The 15,772-nt window shown below is 44.3% G+C and carries 17 protein-coding genes and 2 pseudogenes; 2 read left to right on the top strand and 17 right to left on the bottom strand.

Translation table 11 applies throughout. The features are described 5' to 3' along the window. Nucleotides 1-165: 165 nt before the first annotated feature. The 8 genes and pseudogenes from Q8K48_09240 to Q8K48_09205 form a co-directional block, all read right to left on the bottom strand. The gene (locus Q8K48_09240) at nucleotides 166-474 is read right to left on the bottom strand and encodes a nucleotide pyrophosphohydrolase (GenBank protein MDP1852575.1); all 309 of its coding nucleotides are present in this window, start codon (nucleotides 472-474) and stop codon (nucleotides 166-168) included. A 9-nt stretch (nucleotides 475-483) separates the two neighbouring features. Next, nucleotides 484-2,340 (bottom strand): DUF2075 domain-containing protein, encoded by a 1,857-nt coding sequence (locus tag Q8K48_09235; GenBank protein ID MDP1852574.1) that lies wholly within the window; start codon nucleotides 2,338-2,340, stop codon nucleotides 484-486. Between the two features lie 40 nt (nucleotides 2,341-2,380). Next, nucleotides 2,381-2,914: a hypothetical protein gene (locus Q8K48_09230; protein MDP1852573.1), complete on the bottom strand. Its 534-nt coding sequence runs from the start codon at nucleotides 2,912-2,914 to the stop codon at nucleotides 2,381-2,383. A 252-nt stretch (nucleotides 2,915-3,166) separates the two neighbouring features. Beyond that, nucleotides 3,167-5,074, bottom strand: a complete 1,908-nt coding sequence (locus tag Q8K48_09225) for a DUF262 domain-containing protein (protein ID MDP1852572.1) — start codon at nucleotides 5,072-5,074, stop codon at nucleotides 3,167-3,169. A gap of 137 nt (nucleotides 5,075-5,211) precedes the next feature. Beyond that, the gene (locus Q8K48_09220; GenBank protein ID MDP1852571.1) at nucleotides 5,212-6,111 is read right to left on the bottom strand and encodes an HNH endonuclease; all 900 of its coding nucleotides are present in this window, start codon (nucleotides 6,109-6,111) and stop codon (nucleotides 5,212-5,214) included. A gap of 169 nt (nucleotides 6,112-6,280) precedes the next feature. Beyond that, nucleotides 6,281-6,589 (bottom strand): hypothetical protein, encoded by a 309-nt coding sequence (locus Q8K48_09215; GenBank protein MDP1852570.1) that lies wholly within the window; start codon nucleotides 6,587-6,589, stop codon nucleotides 6,281-6,283. Nucleotides 6,590-6,718: 129 nt separating this feature from the next. Further along, nucleotides 6,719-6,792, bottom strand: a pseudogene (locus Q8K48_09210). A gap of 197 nt (nucleotides 6,793-6,989) precedes the next feature. Continuing rightward, on the bottom strand, nucleotides 6,990-8,189 hold the full coding sequence (locus Q8K48_09205; GenBank protein ID MDP1852569.1) for a Fic family protein: 1,200 nt from the start codon (nucleotides 8,187-8,189) through the stop codon (nucleotides 6,990-6,992). Nucleotides 8,190-8,451: 262 nt separating this feature from the next. Here Q8K48_09205 and Q8K48_09200 point away from each other — a divergent pair, with 262 nt between their 5' ends. Beyond that, nucleotides 8,452-9,258: a CPBP family intramembrane metalloprotease gene (locus Q8K48_09200; protein MDP1852568.1), complete on the top strand. Its 807-nt coding sequence runs from the start codon at nucleotides 8,452-8,454 to the stop codon at nucleotides 9,256-9,258. 51 nt (nucleotides 9,259-9,309) lie between these two features. Here Q8K48_09200 and Q8K48_09195 read toward each other — a convergent pair. From Q8K48_09195 to Q8K48_09170, 6 genes and pseudogenes are all read right to left on the bottom strand, one after another. Further along, nucleotides 9,310-9,383: pseudogene (locus Q8K48_09195) on the bottom strand. A gap of 222 nt (nucleotides 9,384-9,605) precedes the next feature. Further along, on the bottom strand, nucleotides 9,606-10,271 hold the full coding sequence (locus Q8K48_09190; GenBank protein MDP1852567.1) for a hypothetical protein: 666 nt from the start codon (nucleotides 10,269-10,271) through the stop codon (nucleotides 9,606-9,608). A gap of 80 nt (nucleotides 10,272-10,351) precedes the next feature. After that, nucleotides 10,352-10,630, bottom strand: a complete 279-nt coding sequence (locus tag Q8K48_09185) for a Txe/YoeB family addiction module toxin (GenBank protein ID MDP1852566.1) — start codon at nucleotides 10,628-10,630, stop codon at nucleotides 10,352-10,354. Further along, nucleotides 10,630-11,028 carry a type II toxin-antitoxin system Phd/YefM family antitoxin gene (locus Q8K48_09180; GenBank protein MDP1852565.1) on the bottom strand — a complete coding sequence of 133 codons (399 nt, stop codon included), beginning with the start codon at nucleotides 11,026-11,028 and terminating at the stop codon, nucleotides 10,630-10,632. Before Q8K48_09180 ends, Q8K48_09185 begins: the two co-directional genes overlap by 1 nt. A 98-nt stretch (nucleotides 11,029-11,126) precedes the next feature. Then, nucleotides 11,127-11,423 (bottom strand): DUF1905 domain-containing protein, encoded by a 297-nt coding sequence (locus Q8K48_09175; GenBank protein MDP1852564.1) that lies wholly within the window; start codon nucleotides 11,421-11,423, stop codon nucleotides 11,127-11,129. Nucleotides 11,424-11,460: 37 nt separating this feature from the next. After that, nucleotides 11,461-12,309, bottom strand: coding sequence for a sulfotransferase domain-containing protein (locus Q8K48_09170; GenBank protein MDP1852563.1), 849 nt, complete (start codon nucleotides 12,307-12,309; stop codon nucleotides 11,461-11,463). A gap of 298 nt (nucleotides 12,310-12,607) precedes the next feature. On the opposite strand from Q8K48_09170, the gene Q8K48_09165 reads away from it, so the two are divergent. After that, entirely contained in the window at nucleotides 12,608-13,159 is a 552-nt protein-coding gene (locus tag Q8K48_09165) for a cysteine hydrolase family protein (protein ID MDP1852562.1), read from the top strand. On the opposite strand, the gene Q8K48_09160 is transcribed toward Q8K48_09165, so the two are convergent. The 3 genes from Q8K48_09160 to Q8K48_09150 all read right to left on the bottom strand — a co-directional run. Next, on the bottom strand, nucleotides 13,149-14,561 hold the full coding sequence (locus tag Q8K48_09160; protein ID MDP1852561.1) for an amidase family protein: 1,413 nt from the start codon (nucleotides 14,559-14,561) through the stop codon (nucleotides 13,149-13,151). The two genes, Q8K48_09165 and Q8K48_09160, sit on opposite strands and share 11 nt — an antisense overlap. Continuing rightward, nucleotides 14,542-15,219 (bottom strand): response regulator transcription factor, encoded by a 678-nt coding sequence (locus Q8K48_09155; protein ID MDP1852560.1) that lies wholly within the window; start codon nucleotides 15,217-15,219, stop codon nucleotides 14,542-14,544. Before Q8K48_09155 ends, Q8K48_09160 begins: the two co-directional genes overlap by 20 nt. Before the next feature lies 1 nt (nucleotide 15,220). Continuing rightward, on the bottom strand, nucleotides 15,221-15,772 hold a 552-nt coding region (locus tag Q8K48_09150), incomplete at its 5' end, for an ATP-binding protein (protein MDP1852559.1).

Genomic DNA, 15,772 nt, shown 5'->3' with positions numbered 1-15,772 from the left:
ATCTCGGAATTCGTTTCTGGGAGATGCGAAAGGCCCGTCGGAGAAATACCGACGGACCTGATCAGATGGACTCTGACATCGCATAAGGCAGTTGAGTCGGGTTTAAAAGCCCGGCTCAACTTCACTAATTAAAGCAGAAATCCTCGTTACACAGAGTAGTTTCAGTTAAAACCGCGACTCGTTGATTGCTAACTTTTTGCGAACAACATCTGCAATATCTACTTCGAGAACATCAGCCAATCGAATCAAATAAATAGCCACATCGGCAATCTCCAGTTCAATGGCCGATAACTTCTCGGCCGATAACACACTACGCCGTGACTCTTCCGCACTCAGCCATTGAAACTCAGAAACTAACTCCCCAGCTTCACCGGCAACGGCCATCGATAAGTTCTTTGGGGTATGAAACTGCTCCCAATTGCGTGCATCTGCAAATGCGCGAATCTCGGCTTTGAGAGTATTTATTTCAGTCATTTCATCCCCTTAACTTGGAAGCAGTTTTTTAAAGTGTTCGGCAGTTGCTGGATCAACAAAATAGACATAACAACCCTTCATTCCACGACTCATCAATGTTCGGTAAGTATTTCGAATAATCTCATCGGCCTTCAACTCTGCTTTAATTGGGTCGACCTTAAACTCTTTCTTGTATCCAGCCATTGATTTATCGCTCTTTGCTCGAGCAGAGGGATCTGTCCGCAAGACCCCATCAACGGCAATTAAATCGCGGCCAATGATGACTCCAATGTAATCAACCTCTAAGCCCTGACAGGTATGTATGCATCCAACTTCTTCCACTGACTTCGGACTAATGATCCACGCACCTCCATCAGCCGTCAGATTCCAGGTGGCTTTGTATCCAAACTCATCAATCGTTATATCCGACAAATTCGGCTTCTTCTTACTAATCCACTCCCAGCAGTAGCCAGCAACGACACGGGATTTATTATTGATCTTATTCTTCTCTTTAATAGTTTTATGCAGCTCTACTGGGCTATCAAATATCTGGAAATCAAACTTATCGCGTGAGAAGTAATGCGCTGTGTCGGCGCCAACCCCTAAGGTTTCATCGAGCCAGGCCATGTAATCATCTGACCCACCACAACGAAACTGCGACGTGAGTTCAAACCGCTCAACCAATGCCCCAGCGAGTTCTGCCTGCTCTTCAATCATAAGAATGCCACCGACATCAGACCATGTCACTTTCTGGGCTTCATCAATAAAGAAGACAGATGTGTGAGCCGACTCAATAATCTCCTTGACCTGGTTTTCTCCGAGATTTTTAAACATTCCAGATTTCATCTTCAATCTGTGCGCCTCATCGACAATTAAAGTATCGAAGCTCTCTGCAGAAGTTTCGGTAAAGGATCCTGAACCACTAAAGAGACTACGAATATCAGCCTTACCAAATATCTTATTTAACTTTGCCTCAAAGACCGCTCTTGGGGCGGCATTAGGTGTCACATAACGAGCATTCAATCTCTGCCCCGTTAATCGCGCAAGGGCATTAATTGAAATAACCGACTTACCCGTGCCTGGTCCTCCAGTAATAACAATGACTCTCTTTTGCCCAGTTAACGAATCATTGGATGCTTTTACAATCTTTTCTAAAACAGTCTTCTGCTCATCCAGTAACACAAACTCTTCATGTCCTTTTAGCATTGAGCCAACAGCATCTGCTAACTGTTGCGAAGGTCTAATCACCGCAGCATCAATTCGCTCAAGCAGAGCCGTACCCGTACCCTCTTTAATATTTGCACTAATCATCGATCGCAACTCTGGCCCTTGACCCTTAATAAATACTGGCACGTCCCGCAGTTTTTCTTCATAGCGTGAAGCATTAACAACTATTGGATCTTCGCAGTTATGAAGATACGCACAAGCAGCCACGGAAACACCAGTGTCGTAGATGTACTCGTTATACATCTTCAAATGGCTTAAATAACTCCAAGCTTGATACGAAGGATGTGGTGCATCCCGCAATCCCCCACCAAGATATGTGCGCACATGCTCAGAGAGCTCAGAAAAGGAAATATCGGTCCACTGCTTTAACTCAATTATTACGAGCGACTCTTTACCCGATGAATTCTTACCCGATAACATAAAGTCGATTCGAAATGCACGTCCATTGACTCGGTACTCAACTGCAACGCCTGCATCCCCCGGGATATCAGTCGTATTCATTGCGTGATACATGGCATTACCCAAAGAGTTGCGCCATGACGAATACTCAGCATCTCCCACGCTGTGGCCAAGTTTTCGCTTTACCTCGTTTTTTACTTTATCTTCAATAGTCGGAGCATCCAGCAAAAACTGATCCTTGGTGGCAAGGTAGGCGAGCATGATTGAAGGCTATAGGAGGTAGGCACTAATTACTTCAGATTTACCAGCCAAATATCAGAACTCCGTTAAATGGAAGTTGCAAGCGGCCAGATGCAAAAATCGCATCCATCTGATCTAGTGCTTTTTGATAGTCGTTTTGATTTTTGACGGAGGCGTATGAATATGAAAGACGTAAGCCAATAACTAAATACTCGGCATCTTGCACAAGTGAAGTTCTAACCAAATCACGGTAAAATGCATTTCCCTGCCAACCGCGCCCAGACTCAATTTCTAAGACCGCCTTATGGTCTGGATGCCACCCATCAATTTCGTAATTTACTTTGGTTACACCGCGATCACCATATAAAACTGGACGTAAAATTTTATCTGCTGCCTTCTTCCCCGCTTCAATTAACCACCCTTGTCCAACAAGCGGTGCTCGCAATACTTGAAGAACTTCATCAGAGTCAAATCGTTCGTGGAGATTGGACTCTATGAGTGAACGAGATTGTTTAACGGTTTCATTGAATTCAGAAATCCAAAATGGTGGCGTTAAGTGACGAGGGAAAAATGCCCAATCCGGATACAACCCCATTTATGCAGCTTAATTCAGTCACCTACAGTTAGCTAGTGATGGTTGCAAGCCCAAACTCGATTGCTGATAGTCGTCTATTGAGTGATAATTTGCTACTTATGCTCCGGAATCAGCGAATCGATCCAGCCATTTGTCAGGAGCATCGTTTGATTCTTAAGAATACCGGGCTGCCACAAGCTGGCGAATTATTTGATCGGGCCTATGCCTACATCCGAGAGAATTATCAACCGAAACAGATTCAAAGCATTACAACTAGTATCCAAGTTGCGATAAAAGTCGATTCTTTATAACCTCAAAACGTGCCGAACAGAATTCTATAAATTCTTGTTTTGTAAGGTCATTTCGATGCCTGATTTCTTCGACCTGTGGATGAATTAACCACTCTTGAATTCTGTTCCATTGAGCCCCTGAAACATCCTTCTCGCTCGCAATCAATTTATAGTCACCCAACATTACTTCCAATTTCTTAGAATTTACCGAATTTGTGAGAATAGACAGATTGCCAATCGCGCTGATAGGCCAACCCTCTTTAGAAACGCTAGCCTGGATTAAGTCAGTCAGCGCTTTAACCGACCATAAATGTTCTATATGGAAAGTCAACACAGCGTCATCGGCTACTGTAACAATTTCTGAGTAGAGGTATTTCATCACCATTTTTGAATCAGAAGAAATGTTTGTCCTCTTGAATTGCAATTTGTTCAGTTCTCTATTGTGCCAATTATTTAATGCATCTTCCCATGTCTGCTTCGTTGGAACAGCTAGGTAATAGGGCGACCTTGTAACTTTACCATCATCATCGAATTGCCATACAACATTCCAAAGTGTTGTGTCTCCTGAGCCAGCCCATTCACCATTGAGTACATCAAGTAAATAGTAGAGAGGAATATTATTCAATAATTTCGCACTCTCAGAAATAGACCTGAGCGACCAGTTATGTTCAATGTCGAATTTTTCGATCATATATCGAACAATTAAAGAATAGATTTGATTTTCTGAGTGAGGTAAGAATCTCTTGCTCTCAGGAGCAGAATTTAACCCAATACTCATATACTTCATTAATTTCTTTTCGACATCTGCACAGGAAGTAAAAAGAGCAGATTCAAATGCGGAAAGATCAATTATCCCCCCATTATTCATGTCTCTTAGTTTTGGAGCTAATTTGGACATTTGTGAAGTTTTAAGTTCATATGCAATCGTGGCAATTACGAATGCAGTGGAAACTAACTCATCAGGTTCGTTAGATTCAGGGAAGAGGTAGCGGTATCTATCTGAAAGTATTTTACCCAGTCCAAATAAATATTCGAACAGATTGTAGTTGTCATCTCCATTTTGCAGTTCTTCTATTCCCGAAACTGTATATCCCGCCTTGGTTAATTCAGCATACTTGGCACTGACCGCTTCCTTAATTTCAGAATTCCTAATCACTGCTCCGATAGCATTCCATGTTGCTGCAAAAGTTTCGTACTTCGACAGCTTAATGCCTTGAGAGTTTATGCGTTCGAAAATCTCAGGAACATTGTCTTCGGATCCCGTGTAGACAATTATTGGTAATTGGCTTGTACCAATAAGGTCAACTTTATCTGTTATTTTTTGCAAAATTCCAGCTCCAAGATATTCCGCTAACTCGAGTGCCTTCGAATCGTCCTTGATTACTTCAGAGTCATTTAGCGCTGCTCGTAAATATTTAAGTAGCTTTACATTAGAGAATCCCGCTTCAGATTCTGGTTTCTTGACTGCCTTAAGCCAAGATTCTATTAAGGATTCGAGTACATTAATTTGTTCGTGAGAAGGTGATTCATAGATTTGTTTACTAAGGCCTCTTACGTCTTCCTCATTAATGAAAGAACTGATGCCGGCGATTGTAAACGGGTTGTCCATATATTCGATCAGGGTGGAGGCTCTTTGAAGCCCATCGACTAATTGCCAGACAAGTGGCGCATTGCCTTTGTCATTCTTCTCTCCTGTTTGGAAGGCTAGAAGTGAGCCAACCGGATAACCGAATGAAATAGACTCAAGTAGCGATTCTTTTTGCTTTTCAGTCCAGACTATTCCGCGCTGATATCGAGGAATCGTAAGTCTAAATTTACCATCACCTTTTTCGTGAGCAGCTTTCAATTCCCTGAGGTCGATTTTCTCTATCTGAACATCATGCTTAGCCATGTGGGCACCCCAAGTAAGTAACTGCTAAATTATCTGATTGATCCGAGTGTATGTCTCAATGCCCTGACGATCAAGATCAAAAATCTGATTCATTTACCTTTTTCATACTTGTCAACAGAAATACATGACTCCGTGGGTTACTGGTGAGTGAATTCTTTGAATCTTTCTTCCAAGCGTTCAGGATCGGGTCGCTGTCCTAATGCGTGAGGCACCCAAAGTTTGCCATTGTTCATTTCTTTGATTCCATGCTCCAACATTGGACCATCGGTTTCAGCAAGGATGTCTTGTCGAATATGAACCGTGTAATCAGCATCGATTCCAACGATATTAATGTCATAGGCAGTGTGGTGAATTTTGCAAAGACTCAATCCATTGGTTACTGAGGTAGAGGATGTTTCATCGTTATCCGGCGTTATGTGCGCAGCATCCAATAGTCGACCATGACCCAGTCTGCAGATTGCGCACTTTGTTTCATAGGCGCTGATCACACGAGCACGAAATGCTGGTTGGTGCAGTCTTTGCTTCATCATGCGTTCGGCATATCTTCTTTCGATTAATGACTCTGACCGAGAGGCTGTTGCTAGTGATAGATCGGGGGCAATTAGGCAGTAACCCTGATCTGGGTAGTCATTTATGATGAAGACCTTGTACGGAACGTAACGGCCTGAAGCTTGTTGAACAAACCAAATAAGTGGCAATTGAAGTTCCATCGCCTTGCGCATCTTGGTGTTCTTTCCAGCGGTTCCACCGGATTGATAGTCATAGCGCCATAGACCACCTGAGACTTCTTGATCTTCATACTTTCCGGACTTGGTTGTATTGATGGAGAGAGTTGCTCGTAGTTCTTCTCCGAGTGTCCATGAGGCACCTGGGTTCCAAATACCACCTTGTGAATCAATTACGCGAATCATTTGTCCTGCGTATTCGAAACTGCCGAGTTCGGCACGAGAGAGCATTCCATCGTCTTCGTTAGCTTTGGAGATGATCTTGTCGATCAAGTCTTCGCGAAGGGCCCGTTCGTCCTCAAGTGTCCACACGCATGTAGCTTACGCAATGACGTGGTCGTTTGCATATGAAAAATGTTCAGTGATCATTTCTTAGATTAAGTAGGTGCAGAGATGGGAGTGATTTGTAGTGATTAAACCCTTACTTAGGTGAACTCTAAATCACTGGATTCCATATCTGATTCATTTAACTTGTCTAGTGCTACCACCTCTCCACTAACCCCTCCACCATTTCCCTATGTAGCACCTTTGCAATCTTCAGAGTCCAGGCGCTCTGTTCTTCATCGCTGAGTTCATAGAAGTTAGTTGGAATATTAAAGAAGTGCTTCCGTGGTTGTTTCTTGCCAGATGAAGCCATTTCGATCCCCTTTCGCTTTCCCAGTGCTAAGTGCGCCTGGGCAGCTCTTCCTGTAGGACCACCGTGAACGAAGTTACGGTTGGTAGGTAATCTGCTACGGGTCAGATGATTACCATCTTGAGCAATTTGAAAGATAGCAGGTGGTACTGACATTTCTGGTGACTCTGGGTAACACTGTTTCCATCACAATACAGGTCGCATTTGGTTTCTAGAGAATATAAATCACGTTCAGGAAATGCGAAGTGGCCTCACGCGACTAACCGTGAGGCCACTTAGTGTGTGTACCACTGGCGGGGATCGAACCCGCGACCTACAACTTAGTCAAAGAGTCGCTCTATCCACTGAGCTACAGCGGTACACGAGTGGGAAATTACACTCAGGTGCTGACCGATTTGGATAGAATCGAATTCACTGTGGATAGCAATAAAACTGCTATCATTTTTGCACTTAGTCAAAGAGGGCGTGCAATACCGCTAGTTACAGAACAAAAACCTCGCAGATTTATCTCTGTGGGGCTTTTGTATGCAAATTCGCACCAGCATCTCATCCCTGATTAATGGTGCAGAGCAATTCGTTGATCTAAGCCATCGAGTTCCTGGAGGACATCGTAAGAGGCCCAGATTTGATTTCGCTTCCGAGTCGTAACTGGGACAAGGATTCCGACACTTTGCAACTTAGATATTGTTCGATAGATACCTGAAGGATTTTTCCCAATGACTCCTATCAACTCTTCAGCAGAAAACACTGGATTAGAAATCAAAAATTCTAATAATTTTGAAGTTGAGCCGCCAGATCGAACAATTCCCAGTTTTGTCTTCCATATGGCAGGCAGCTGCGCTAGGTATTTTGCCGTAGTACTCGCCTCTGTAGCTGCAATAATTGATGCATCTGCGAAACGAATAAGCAAGTGCTCAAAGTGACCGGTTCGATAGCCACTTAAATCTTCAAAATAACCAGTTCGGTGTGCTGCAAGAGATGAAGCAATTGGAACGATTACTCTCGTAGTTACCATCCTTCGCCTTAAGATCGCATTTACCAAGGCACGGCCAATTCGACCATTGCCATCGGTGAATGGGTGAATTGTTTCGAATTGGGCATGTGCTATCGCAGCCTGCGCTAACGCTGGCACATCATCGCGATTAGCAAACTTCAAGAGATCCTGCATCAGATTTTTAACCATCTCTGGCGGTGGTGGAACAAAGATTGCACCGAGAGGTGAGTGATTACTGCCGTCAATCCAGTTTTGAACTCGGCGATATTTGCCGGCACTATCTTGTTCGCGGGGAACGTCTTTCATGAGCAATTGGTGGGCCAATTTTATACTCGTATCAGAGATGGTTTTGTTTGAATCTACAGAGGCAATCAAAGTGGCTAATGCATGTGTACCAGCGACCATCACAACTGCTGATGAGTTTGATTTATTCCCATATTGAGCTTGAGCGTACTCTTCAGAGGTAGCGAATAAATTTTCAATTTTGGAAGAGGCAATCGATTCAGTGCGAATCAAAAGACGCTCTAGCGGTTTTAGTATCTCTCCATATGCATTATCTAGATTGGTGATCGCCTTTATCGCAGACTCGGATTTTGCTATTAAATCGGAACTAAGAGCGAATGTCCGATTTGCAATTCTAGGCGGAATGCAGACTTTGATGGAACGAACCATTCGCTCTTCCCGAGTCCCAGCACGCACCTGTTGTTGCCAAGGAATCTCCTTATACGTGCAAGCAATCCATCCCTCAACTATCTTGGCCATGTCACCTCCTTTAATGTAGAATAAGCGTATCGTTATTCCACATTAAAGGCAACAATGTAGAATAAAATCGAGGTTATTCCACTATGGGGGCACAACTACTCGTACGACATACTCCGGGTTACGCGATCGTTGAACTAATGGATTAGGTGCGACGAAAACTGTCCGAGGTCTAAACCTCGCAGATTCATCTCTGTGGGGCTTTTGTACTTCCAAATCATTTTTAAGATCTGCTTTGTCAGTGGCCCTGCCTATGGTGGTGGCCATGAGAAATCTGCGGCTTGGGTTTAGTCTGATTGGCCTATCTATCTTTGCGCTCTTGATACTCGACTTTCTGCCGGGGCCATGGGTTAATGAGATGCGTTATGCGGATTCGACATTTAGTTACGTTGTGATGGGATTGATCTTCTATTGTGCTATTTACTTTCTGGGGTTGCAAACTCTTGAGTTTTTCCGACTTCCCCGAATTCAATTAAAAACCCATCTGGCGCTTTTGGTCGCATCCTTCTTTGTCATCGCAGAGATAGCTGGCTCTGACAATGTTCATCTGAAGCCATGGGTTGCAGTGCGTGGGATTGGCTTCTTGCTGGCAATTGGCTTTGGTGAAGAGATGTTATCCCGTGGCTTTACCTATGGAGTGCTTCAAAGATTTGGAAATGTGAGAGCAATATTTATTTCATCTGTACTCTTTGGGCTGCTGCATTTGAATCTTTACGTCGGGGCCGATTGGGACAGTTGGCTGGCATATTCGCATGTGATGAATACTTTCAGCTTTGGGGTCTTTGTTTGCACGCTGATGATTGTGACGCGAAGTATCTGGGTCGCCGTTATCTTTCACGCCTTAAGCGATTGGAGCATTGTCTTTGAAAAGGTGCACATAGATGCGGGCGATGAGGGTAAATGGCAGCCAGGGTTGTGGGAGGGATTGAGTTCACCGCTTTTTGAGGTCCTTATCTTTTGCGGGCTTGCGTTTGTGCTGCTCTGGATTGATCGCGGAAGCGTGCCCGCGTGGATGCATCGCTTGGCGCTTAAGTGGAAGTTAGTTAAACCTGGCTATGAGTTAACGGCTTAAGTCAGTGCGAATGCTCCGCAGATTCATCTCTGTGGGGCTACTTAGAGTGTGTACCACTGGTGGGGATCGAACCCGCGACCTGCAACATCGTCAGAGTGCTGCTCTATCCACTGAGCTACAGCGGTACACATGTTGGAACTTAAATGATGATCAAGTTGAGCGGTTTCGAAATAGTTCTGGTTGTGGATATCAAAGAAGTGATAATATTTAGGCACATCGTCAGAGTGCGCTCGTGTTATATTTTGAGTGTTGAGTCACAACACTTGATCTATCCAAGAGTTACAGGACAAAACCCTCGCAGATTCATCTCTGCGGGGCTTTTGTATTTCTCGCGATTAGGTCGGCGGTTACTGAAGAATATTAACAGCCCTAGCTACGACTAGACCAACAACAATCAATGAGGTTGTTGACTGCAATAACATCAACATTTTCGCCCATATCGTTAACGGCATTACATCGGTTGGACTAAACGCACTTGCATTAGTGAAAGACATGTAAAGATAATCAAAAAACTTAGGGTGCCAGCCACTTGGCGCATACGTTGGATCAGTCATTTGTGGAAAAAGAAAATCGGGCCAATCTTTCTTAGCTTCAGCTCTTGATCCGGGACCACCTCGATCTAAATCCCAAAACCATAAACTGAAGATCACTACATTGGTCAGCCAAATTGAGCCCCCTGAGGCAAGTAGCTGAGGCGCCGATCCAATTCCGCCAGATATTAACTCTGAAATTAATTTAACTGCCGACGCAGTGTTTGAAATTGTCATGACGCTCGTAAGAATGAAGCTGACCAGACGAGTTGGAGGGTGATGCTTCATTAATCGTTTTGGACCGAAGGTATAGAGGCTAAGCAGAATCCCGAACTCCACTAGGCAAATCCATTTTTGAAAACTCAAAGAGAGGCTGTCGGGTAATGCAAACTGCAAAATAATCACGACCATAACAACAATTGAGACTGGAAAACGATGCTCGCCTAGGTGTGGCTTTTGCCAATGCGGTTTTGGCTGACTCATATCTAAACTATAGGTTAATGAGTTAGAGAATTGTCACTAAATAGCTAGATGGCTCTGAAGGTTGATTGAAATGCACTTATTTACTCGTAGTGTCCGCGGAGGGCGATGATTTCTAGCGTACTTCCAGAAACGCGATAAATAATTCGGTGCTCTGAATCAATCCGGCGTGACCAGTAGCCCTCAAGACTGTATTTGAGAGGCTTGGGTTTACCGATGCCACCATAAGGGTTGGCCATGATTGCGTCGATTAATTTAGCAATTCGATTGATGGTGGCGGGGTTGTTTCGTTTCCAAAATTTGAGATCTGCTTTCGCTGGATCCGTGAGGAAGTACGAGGTAAGTTCTTTGGGGGGTGGCATTAACGAACGGTGGACTTCCTGGCCGAAGGCTTGGCCGTAGCCGCGATCTTCTTTGCTCGCTGAACCGGCTTGACCGTTGGTACTTTTTTCTTGGCGCGCACAACAGGTCTTGAACCCGCTACGGTGATTTCAAGGAGTTGACCAAGGGTTTTTCCCTTGGCGTGAGGCCGTTTTACGCCTTTGTTGTGCTCCAAAGCTGCAATAGATTTTTCTAAGTGAGAACGGTTAGATGCCGTGCGCAAAAGAAATGCGGTTTCAAGAATAGATTCCCATTCACTCTCAGATACCAGAACTGCATTTCCGTTGTTGGAGGTAATAGTGACGGGCGCTTGGTCTTGATTGACTTGTTGGATCAGCGGAAAAAGCTGAGCGCGGGCATTAGATGCAGAGATAATCATGGTTGCTCCTTTTCAGGAGGAGGATAGCACCTTGTACGATACATTGTACAAGTAGGTGCGTGGGCTTTTTTGCGCCAACTGAAGTTCTGTATTTTGGGTTAACGGGGCTCAAGATCGAAAGCGAGTTGAACATCTATTTCACGCCCTTCCTCCAACTTTAAATCCAAACGAAGTACTTTTCTAATGGGCAGTAGATACAGCCCATCTTTCGGCATCAGCGTTGTCTTCCAGGTTGTATCGCCAATCGTGGCGTTGGTGTAGACGACTCCCCAACCGTATGTGATCGCCGATGCGATGGATTTAATCTGGGCACTCTGCTCGAGTGGAACCGGGATGAAGTAATAAGGAGCGGGACCGCGCCATTCGATCATATGCGATGTGAAGCTGATCTCCATTGAGGGATTCTAGAGCACTAAGAAAGAGTTTTTCGAGTTATTCAATTCTATTACTTGACCATTGAAAAACCTTGCCTGTCAGTCGCTCAAGATCATAAATAGAATCTTCAAAAAGTGTGTCCAGGTATTCTCTGTCGGCAAGACTCATTGTACTGTTAGGTATTTTGGTGAAAGTCATACGTGAAATCCAATTCTTCACTGGAGTTGAAAGATACTTTCGAGATCTAACCCAACGTACAAACTCTGGGAACATGGATTTTCGGGCAACATTGATGTTTGGCAATACAAAATCAAAATTCATATTTTGAACTGTCTCGGCAGGAAGTAGGAATTCAAGCACCTCCATAAGGATTTTCTCTGAATTAGCCACCAGTTCGGCAAAATCAATTATTAAAATCTGTTCGCGTTCGAATTGTTCATAATAAGATTGTAGGTTCTTTGCATAGAAACCTTGCGAAACTACATCACCATAGGCAACTCCTTTGAACTCTTTGTAATTTCGAATTGCATCGCCAAAACTAATTGATTTTGAGATTGCTCCATTGCGGCGCCCATGCAGAAAAGCAGAGTATGCCCGATCGGCAGGATTTCGCAATATCGCAATAATTTTAATCTTTGGATAACGTTGGGCAACTCTTGCTGCAACCTTGTCGTTTGCAAGATAGCTAGGAGACTTTTCTCCGACTATTTGGTCCGGACGAGCTTCCGAAAAATTTGAAAGATACTGAGCAAAGCCATCTGGGTCATTATATTTATGGTCTCTGCTCCAGAAATGGCATTCCTGCTTTGCAACATAGAAATATTCGGGTTTACGCTCAAGAAATCTCATAAGGCTTGTTGTGCCAGACTTCTGTGCACCAACGATGAGGAAATCAATTTTTTGCATTGTGTAATAATAGAGAACTAAAGGTTTGATATACAGAAATGACCAGACTAATCTATTTTAAACTGCTTTCCACCCAATTTATAAGAGATTCACAAGAAACTCACCGATTTCAACGCCTGTTACCTCAGTAGAAAGTTCTCGCTTGCTTCTACTATTGGAAATTGTTTTGCCAAACGGCAGGGATTTCCCGCTTGATCTAAAGTGAAAGCCGGCGTAGTTAAGCTCTGAGAGAATTACGTCAACATCTTATGTATGGAATCAAGTTGGAAAACATGCATGTGTGCGTCACAATAGCCGTATGGCAATATTTGAAAACCGCGGGAAAAGTGCACTACTAGTAATCGATGTTCAAAATGGCGTGGTCGACAATGCCTTTGCACGTGAATCGGTGATCGCCCATATCAATGAGGTCATTACTAAAGCGCGTGCTAAGAACGTTCCAGTTATTTGGGTCCAGCACTCTGATGAAGAGTTAGAGATTGGCAGCGATAGTTGGAAGATTGTGCCTGAACTTGAGCCAGGCAGCGATGAAGTGATTATTAGAAAGTTATTTAGAAGCTCTTTCGTAGAAACGCAGTTAAGCGAACTCCTTGCATCTCTTGGCGTAGATCACCTATACATAACCGGTGCTCAGACAAATAACTGCGTTCGCCACACCTGCCATGGCGCACTTGAATTGGGCTATGACATCACATTAATCAGTGATGCTCATACAACCAGTAGTTATGAGTGGAAAGGTCGAAACATTACTGCCCAAGATGTGATTAATGAACAAAATGATAATTTGTCGGGATATAGATTGCCTGGACGCAGAGCCAAGGTCGTCGAGAGCGCCGCGATTACTTTTTAAAGGTTGGGATTAAAACTCCTAGATCTAAAACTCGCTCTATCTGAGCAAGAGCGGTTACTAAATGAAGTTCATCATGTGATGGGGCAACGACACCCAAACCAACTGGTAGCCCTTCACAGATTCCCATTGGTACGGTGCCTATCGGCGCGCCCGTAATTGCAGGTGCCATTGTGATCCATGAGTTTTCACCATAATCATCGCCTGTATCCAAAGTACTTTTCCAAGCAGGTGAATACGTTGCACCAATTAACACATCGACTCCGACTAAGGCATCGGCGAGAGTTTTCTGCGCCCACGCCAAGTTCCGCGCGCGTTTGGCTTGATAAGCGCTGTTTCGGCCACCGAGAGTTAACGCTTTTTCAAATAACTCTTGACCAAAGAATGTAAGTTCAATCTCTTTGTGAACAAGATTGTAAGCAACGACATCGGCCAGAGATTTTAACGTCGTATCTGCACGCACAGTTAGATAAGCACCTAAATCATCGTATAACTCGTGCAATAAAACTTCGTACTCATCATTGCCGACATCATCGCTAGGTGTATCAATGTGTACCTCAACTAAATTCATACCGGCCTTTGATAATTTCGATAACGCAGCATCAAAGATTGAATCGGTCGCGCTGTGACCAGTCATCCAGGATTTCACGACGCCAATTCTTAAGTTCCGCAAATCATCGGTTGCCGCAATTAAACCAGTCGTCGCGCTCATAATTTCTAATAAAAGCGCGGCATCTTTTACCGAACGCGCCATGGGTCCGGGTGAATCTTGGCTAGAACTAATGGGAACAATGCCTTGGGTTGGTACCCGTCCAACCGTTGGTTTAATTCCAACACAACCGTTGAGCGATGCTGGACAGATAATCGAACCATCGGTTTCAGTTCCGACCGCTAATGAAACTAAGCCTGCGGCGATTGCCGCACCAGAACCCGATGATGAACCACCTGCACTGTGCGAATGAATCCATGGATTAGCTGTTAAACCACCTACTGCCGACCAACCGCTCGTTGAAGAAGCGGAGCGAATATTTGCCCACTCAGAGAGATTTGTAGCAGCGATAATGTTTGCCCCGGCCGCGCGCAAACGCTTTGTTAAGAGTGAGTCCTCAACTACTAAGTGATCGAGCAGCGCAGTCGATCCTGCCGTACCGGGAAGGCCTATCACTTCGATATTGTCTTTGATTACTATCGGTAAGCCCGCCAAGGGAGAATTACTATCGAAGGTACCTCCGTCGCTTTGTTGTGCAATTGCGAGAATTGAGTTGAGCTCATAACCGGTCGTATCAATCGCTTCGATTCGATCGAAAGCCTGTGCCGCCAGAGATTTCGAGGTTTCTACTCCCGTACGAAGATTCTGAATCGAATCTATCGCCGAAATGTAGTGTTTAAAAGAGTCGAAAGCCAACGGCGCGCACTGCAGAAAGAGTTCTCGGTCCCCCGGCAGAAATGATTTTTAAACGCAGACGAGATGCATGCGTATCTAACAAGTGATCACTGGTGAATTCAGCAGAGATTCCAATCGCCTTACAAATCTGCTCACGGGTGAAGACGCGAGTGGGTTCCTGCATCAATACATGAATGAAGTCAAACTCAGTGCGAGTAGTCGGAACCAGTACATCATTGACTTTCAGTTCGCGGCTAAGAGTATTTAGTGTCAAATTATCAGCGGTCAAAACCGTTGCCGGTTCGGCATTTGAGTCGTTTTTCCGTCTCAGTTGATTTTGAACACGCAGTCCTAAGATTGTCTTTGAAACTGGTTTTTTCATATAGTCATTGGCGCCGGCGGACAGGCACATGGCCTCAGCTATTTCATCCTCCTGCAGAGTCAACATAACAATGGGAACATCTGAGACCTTACGGATCCGTCGACAGATCTCAAGTCCGTCTGGCTGTCCAATCCCAATATCTAAAATTATTAGATCAGGTTTCTCTTCCTCAAACCTCTTCATTGCATCGTTTCCATCTGCCGACTCGATTACTCGAAAATCTTCACTTTCAAGGCTCAAACGCACGAAAGCCCGTATATCAGGATTATCATCAACAATAAGAATTAAATCTCTCAATTTAAGCCTCCCTAAGATTTTCTAGCGCTGCCAAATTGCTCTTTAGAACTCTCAATAGTTCAACTCTACGGGAGTCGACCTCACTTGTATCCACGCCATCCTGTGTTTTAAGCCAGTGTGAAAAGAGCGCAATCTGATCGCTGAGAGTTTCCAACTCATAAAATCCGAGTGCGCCAATCATTTCATGACAGGTTCCATCTAAATCGGAGTACGCGGAGGTCTCTATCGCGGTTATGGCACGCTCAAGCACTCCGTTTTTTCGCTCATTAATCATCTTCTCTAACTCAGAAATGTGAGCGGGCAGTTCAAGAGTAAATGTCGAACCGATCCCCTCTGTAGATTCGACGGCTATGGAACCATCATGTAAATCAATGATTCGTGAGGTGATTGCCAAGCCCAAGCCCGAACCTGGGATACCACTACTCTGAGCGTTACTAGCCCTATAAAAACTTGTAAAAATCTCTGCAATTTGGGATTCAGGAATTCCCATCCCCTGATCTGCAATTGAGATTCTAATAAATCTTCGTAAGTTCTCGTTATATTTTTCACTAAC

The organism is Candidatus Planktophila sp. (assembly GCA_030681675.1).
Taxonomy (GTDB): Bacteria; Actinomycetota; Actinomycetes; order Nanopelagicales; family Nanopelagicaceae; genus Planktophila.
The sequence above is the reverse complement of the archived record's forward strand: the minus strand, read 5'-3'. Positions and strand labels throughout refer to the sequence as shown.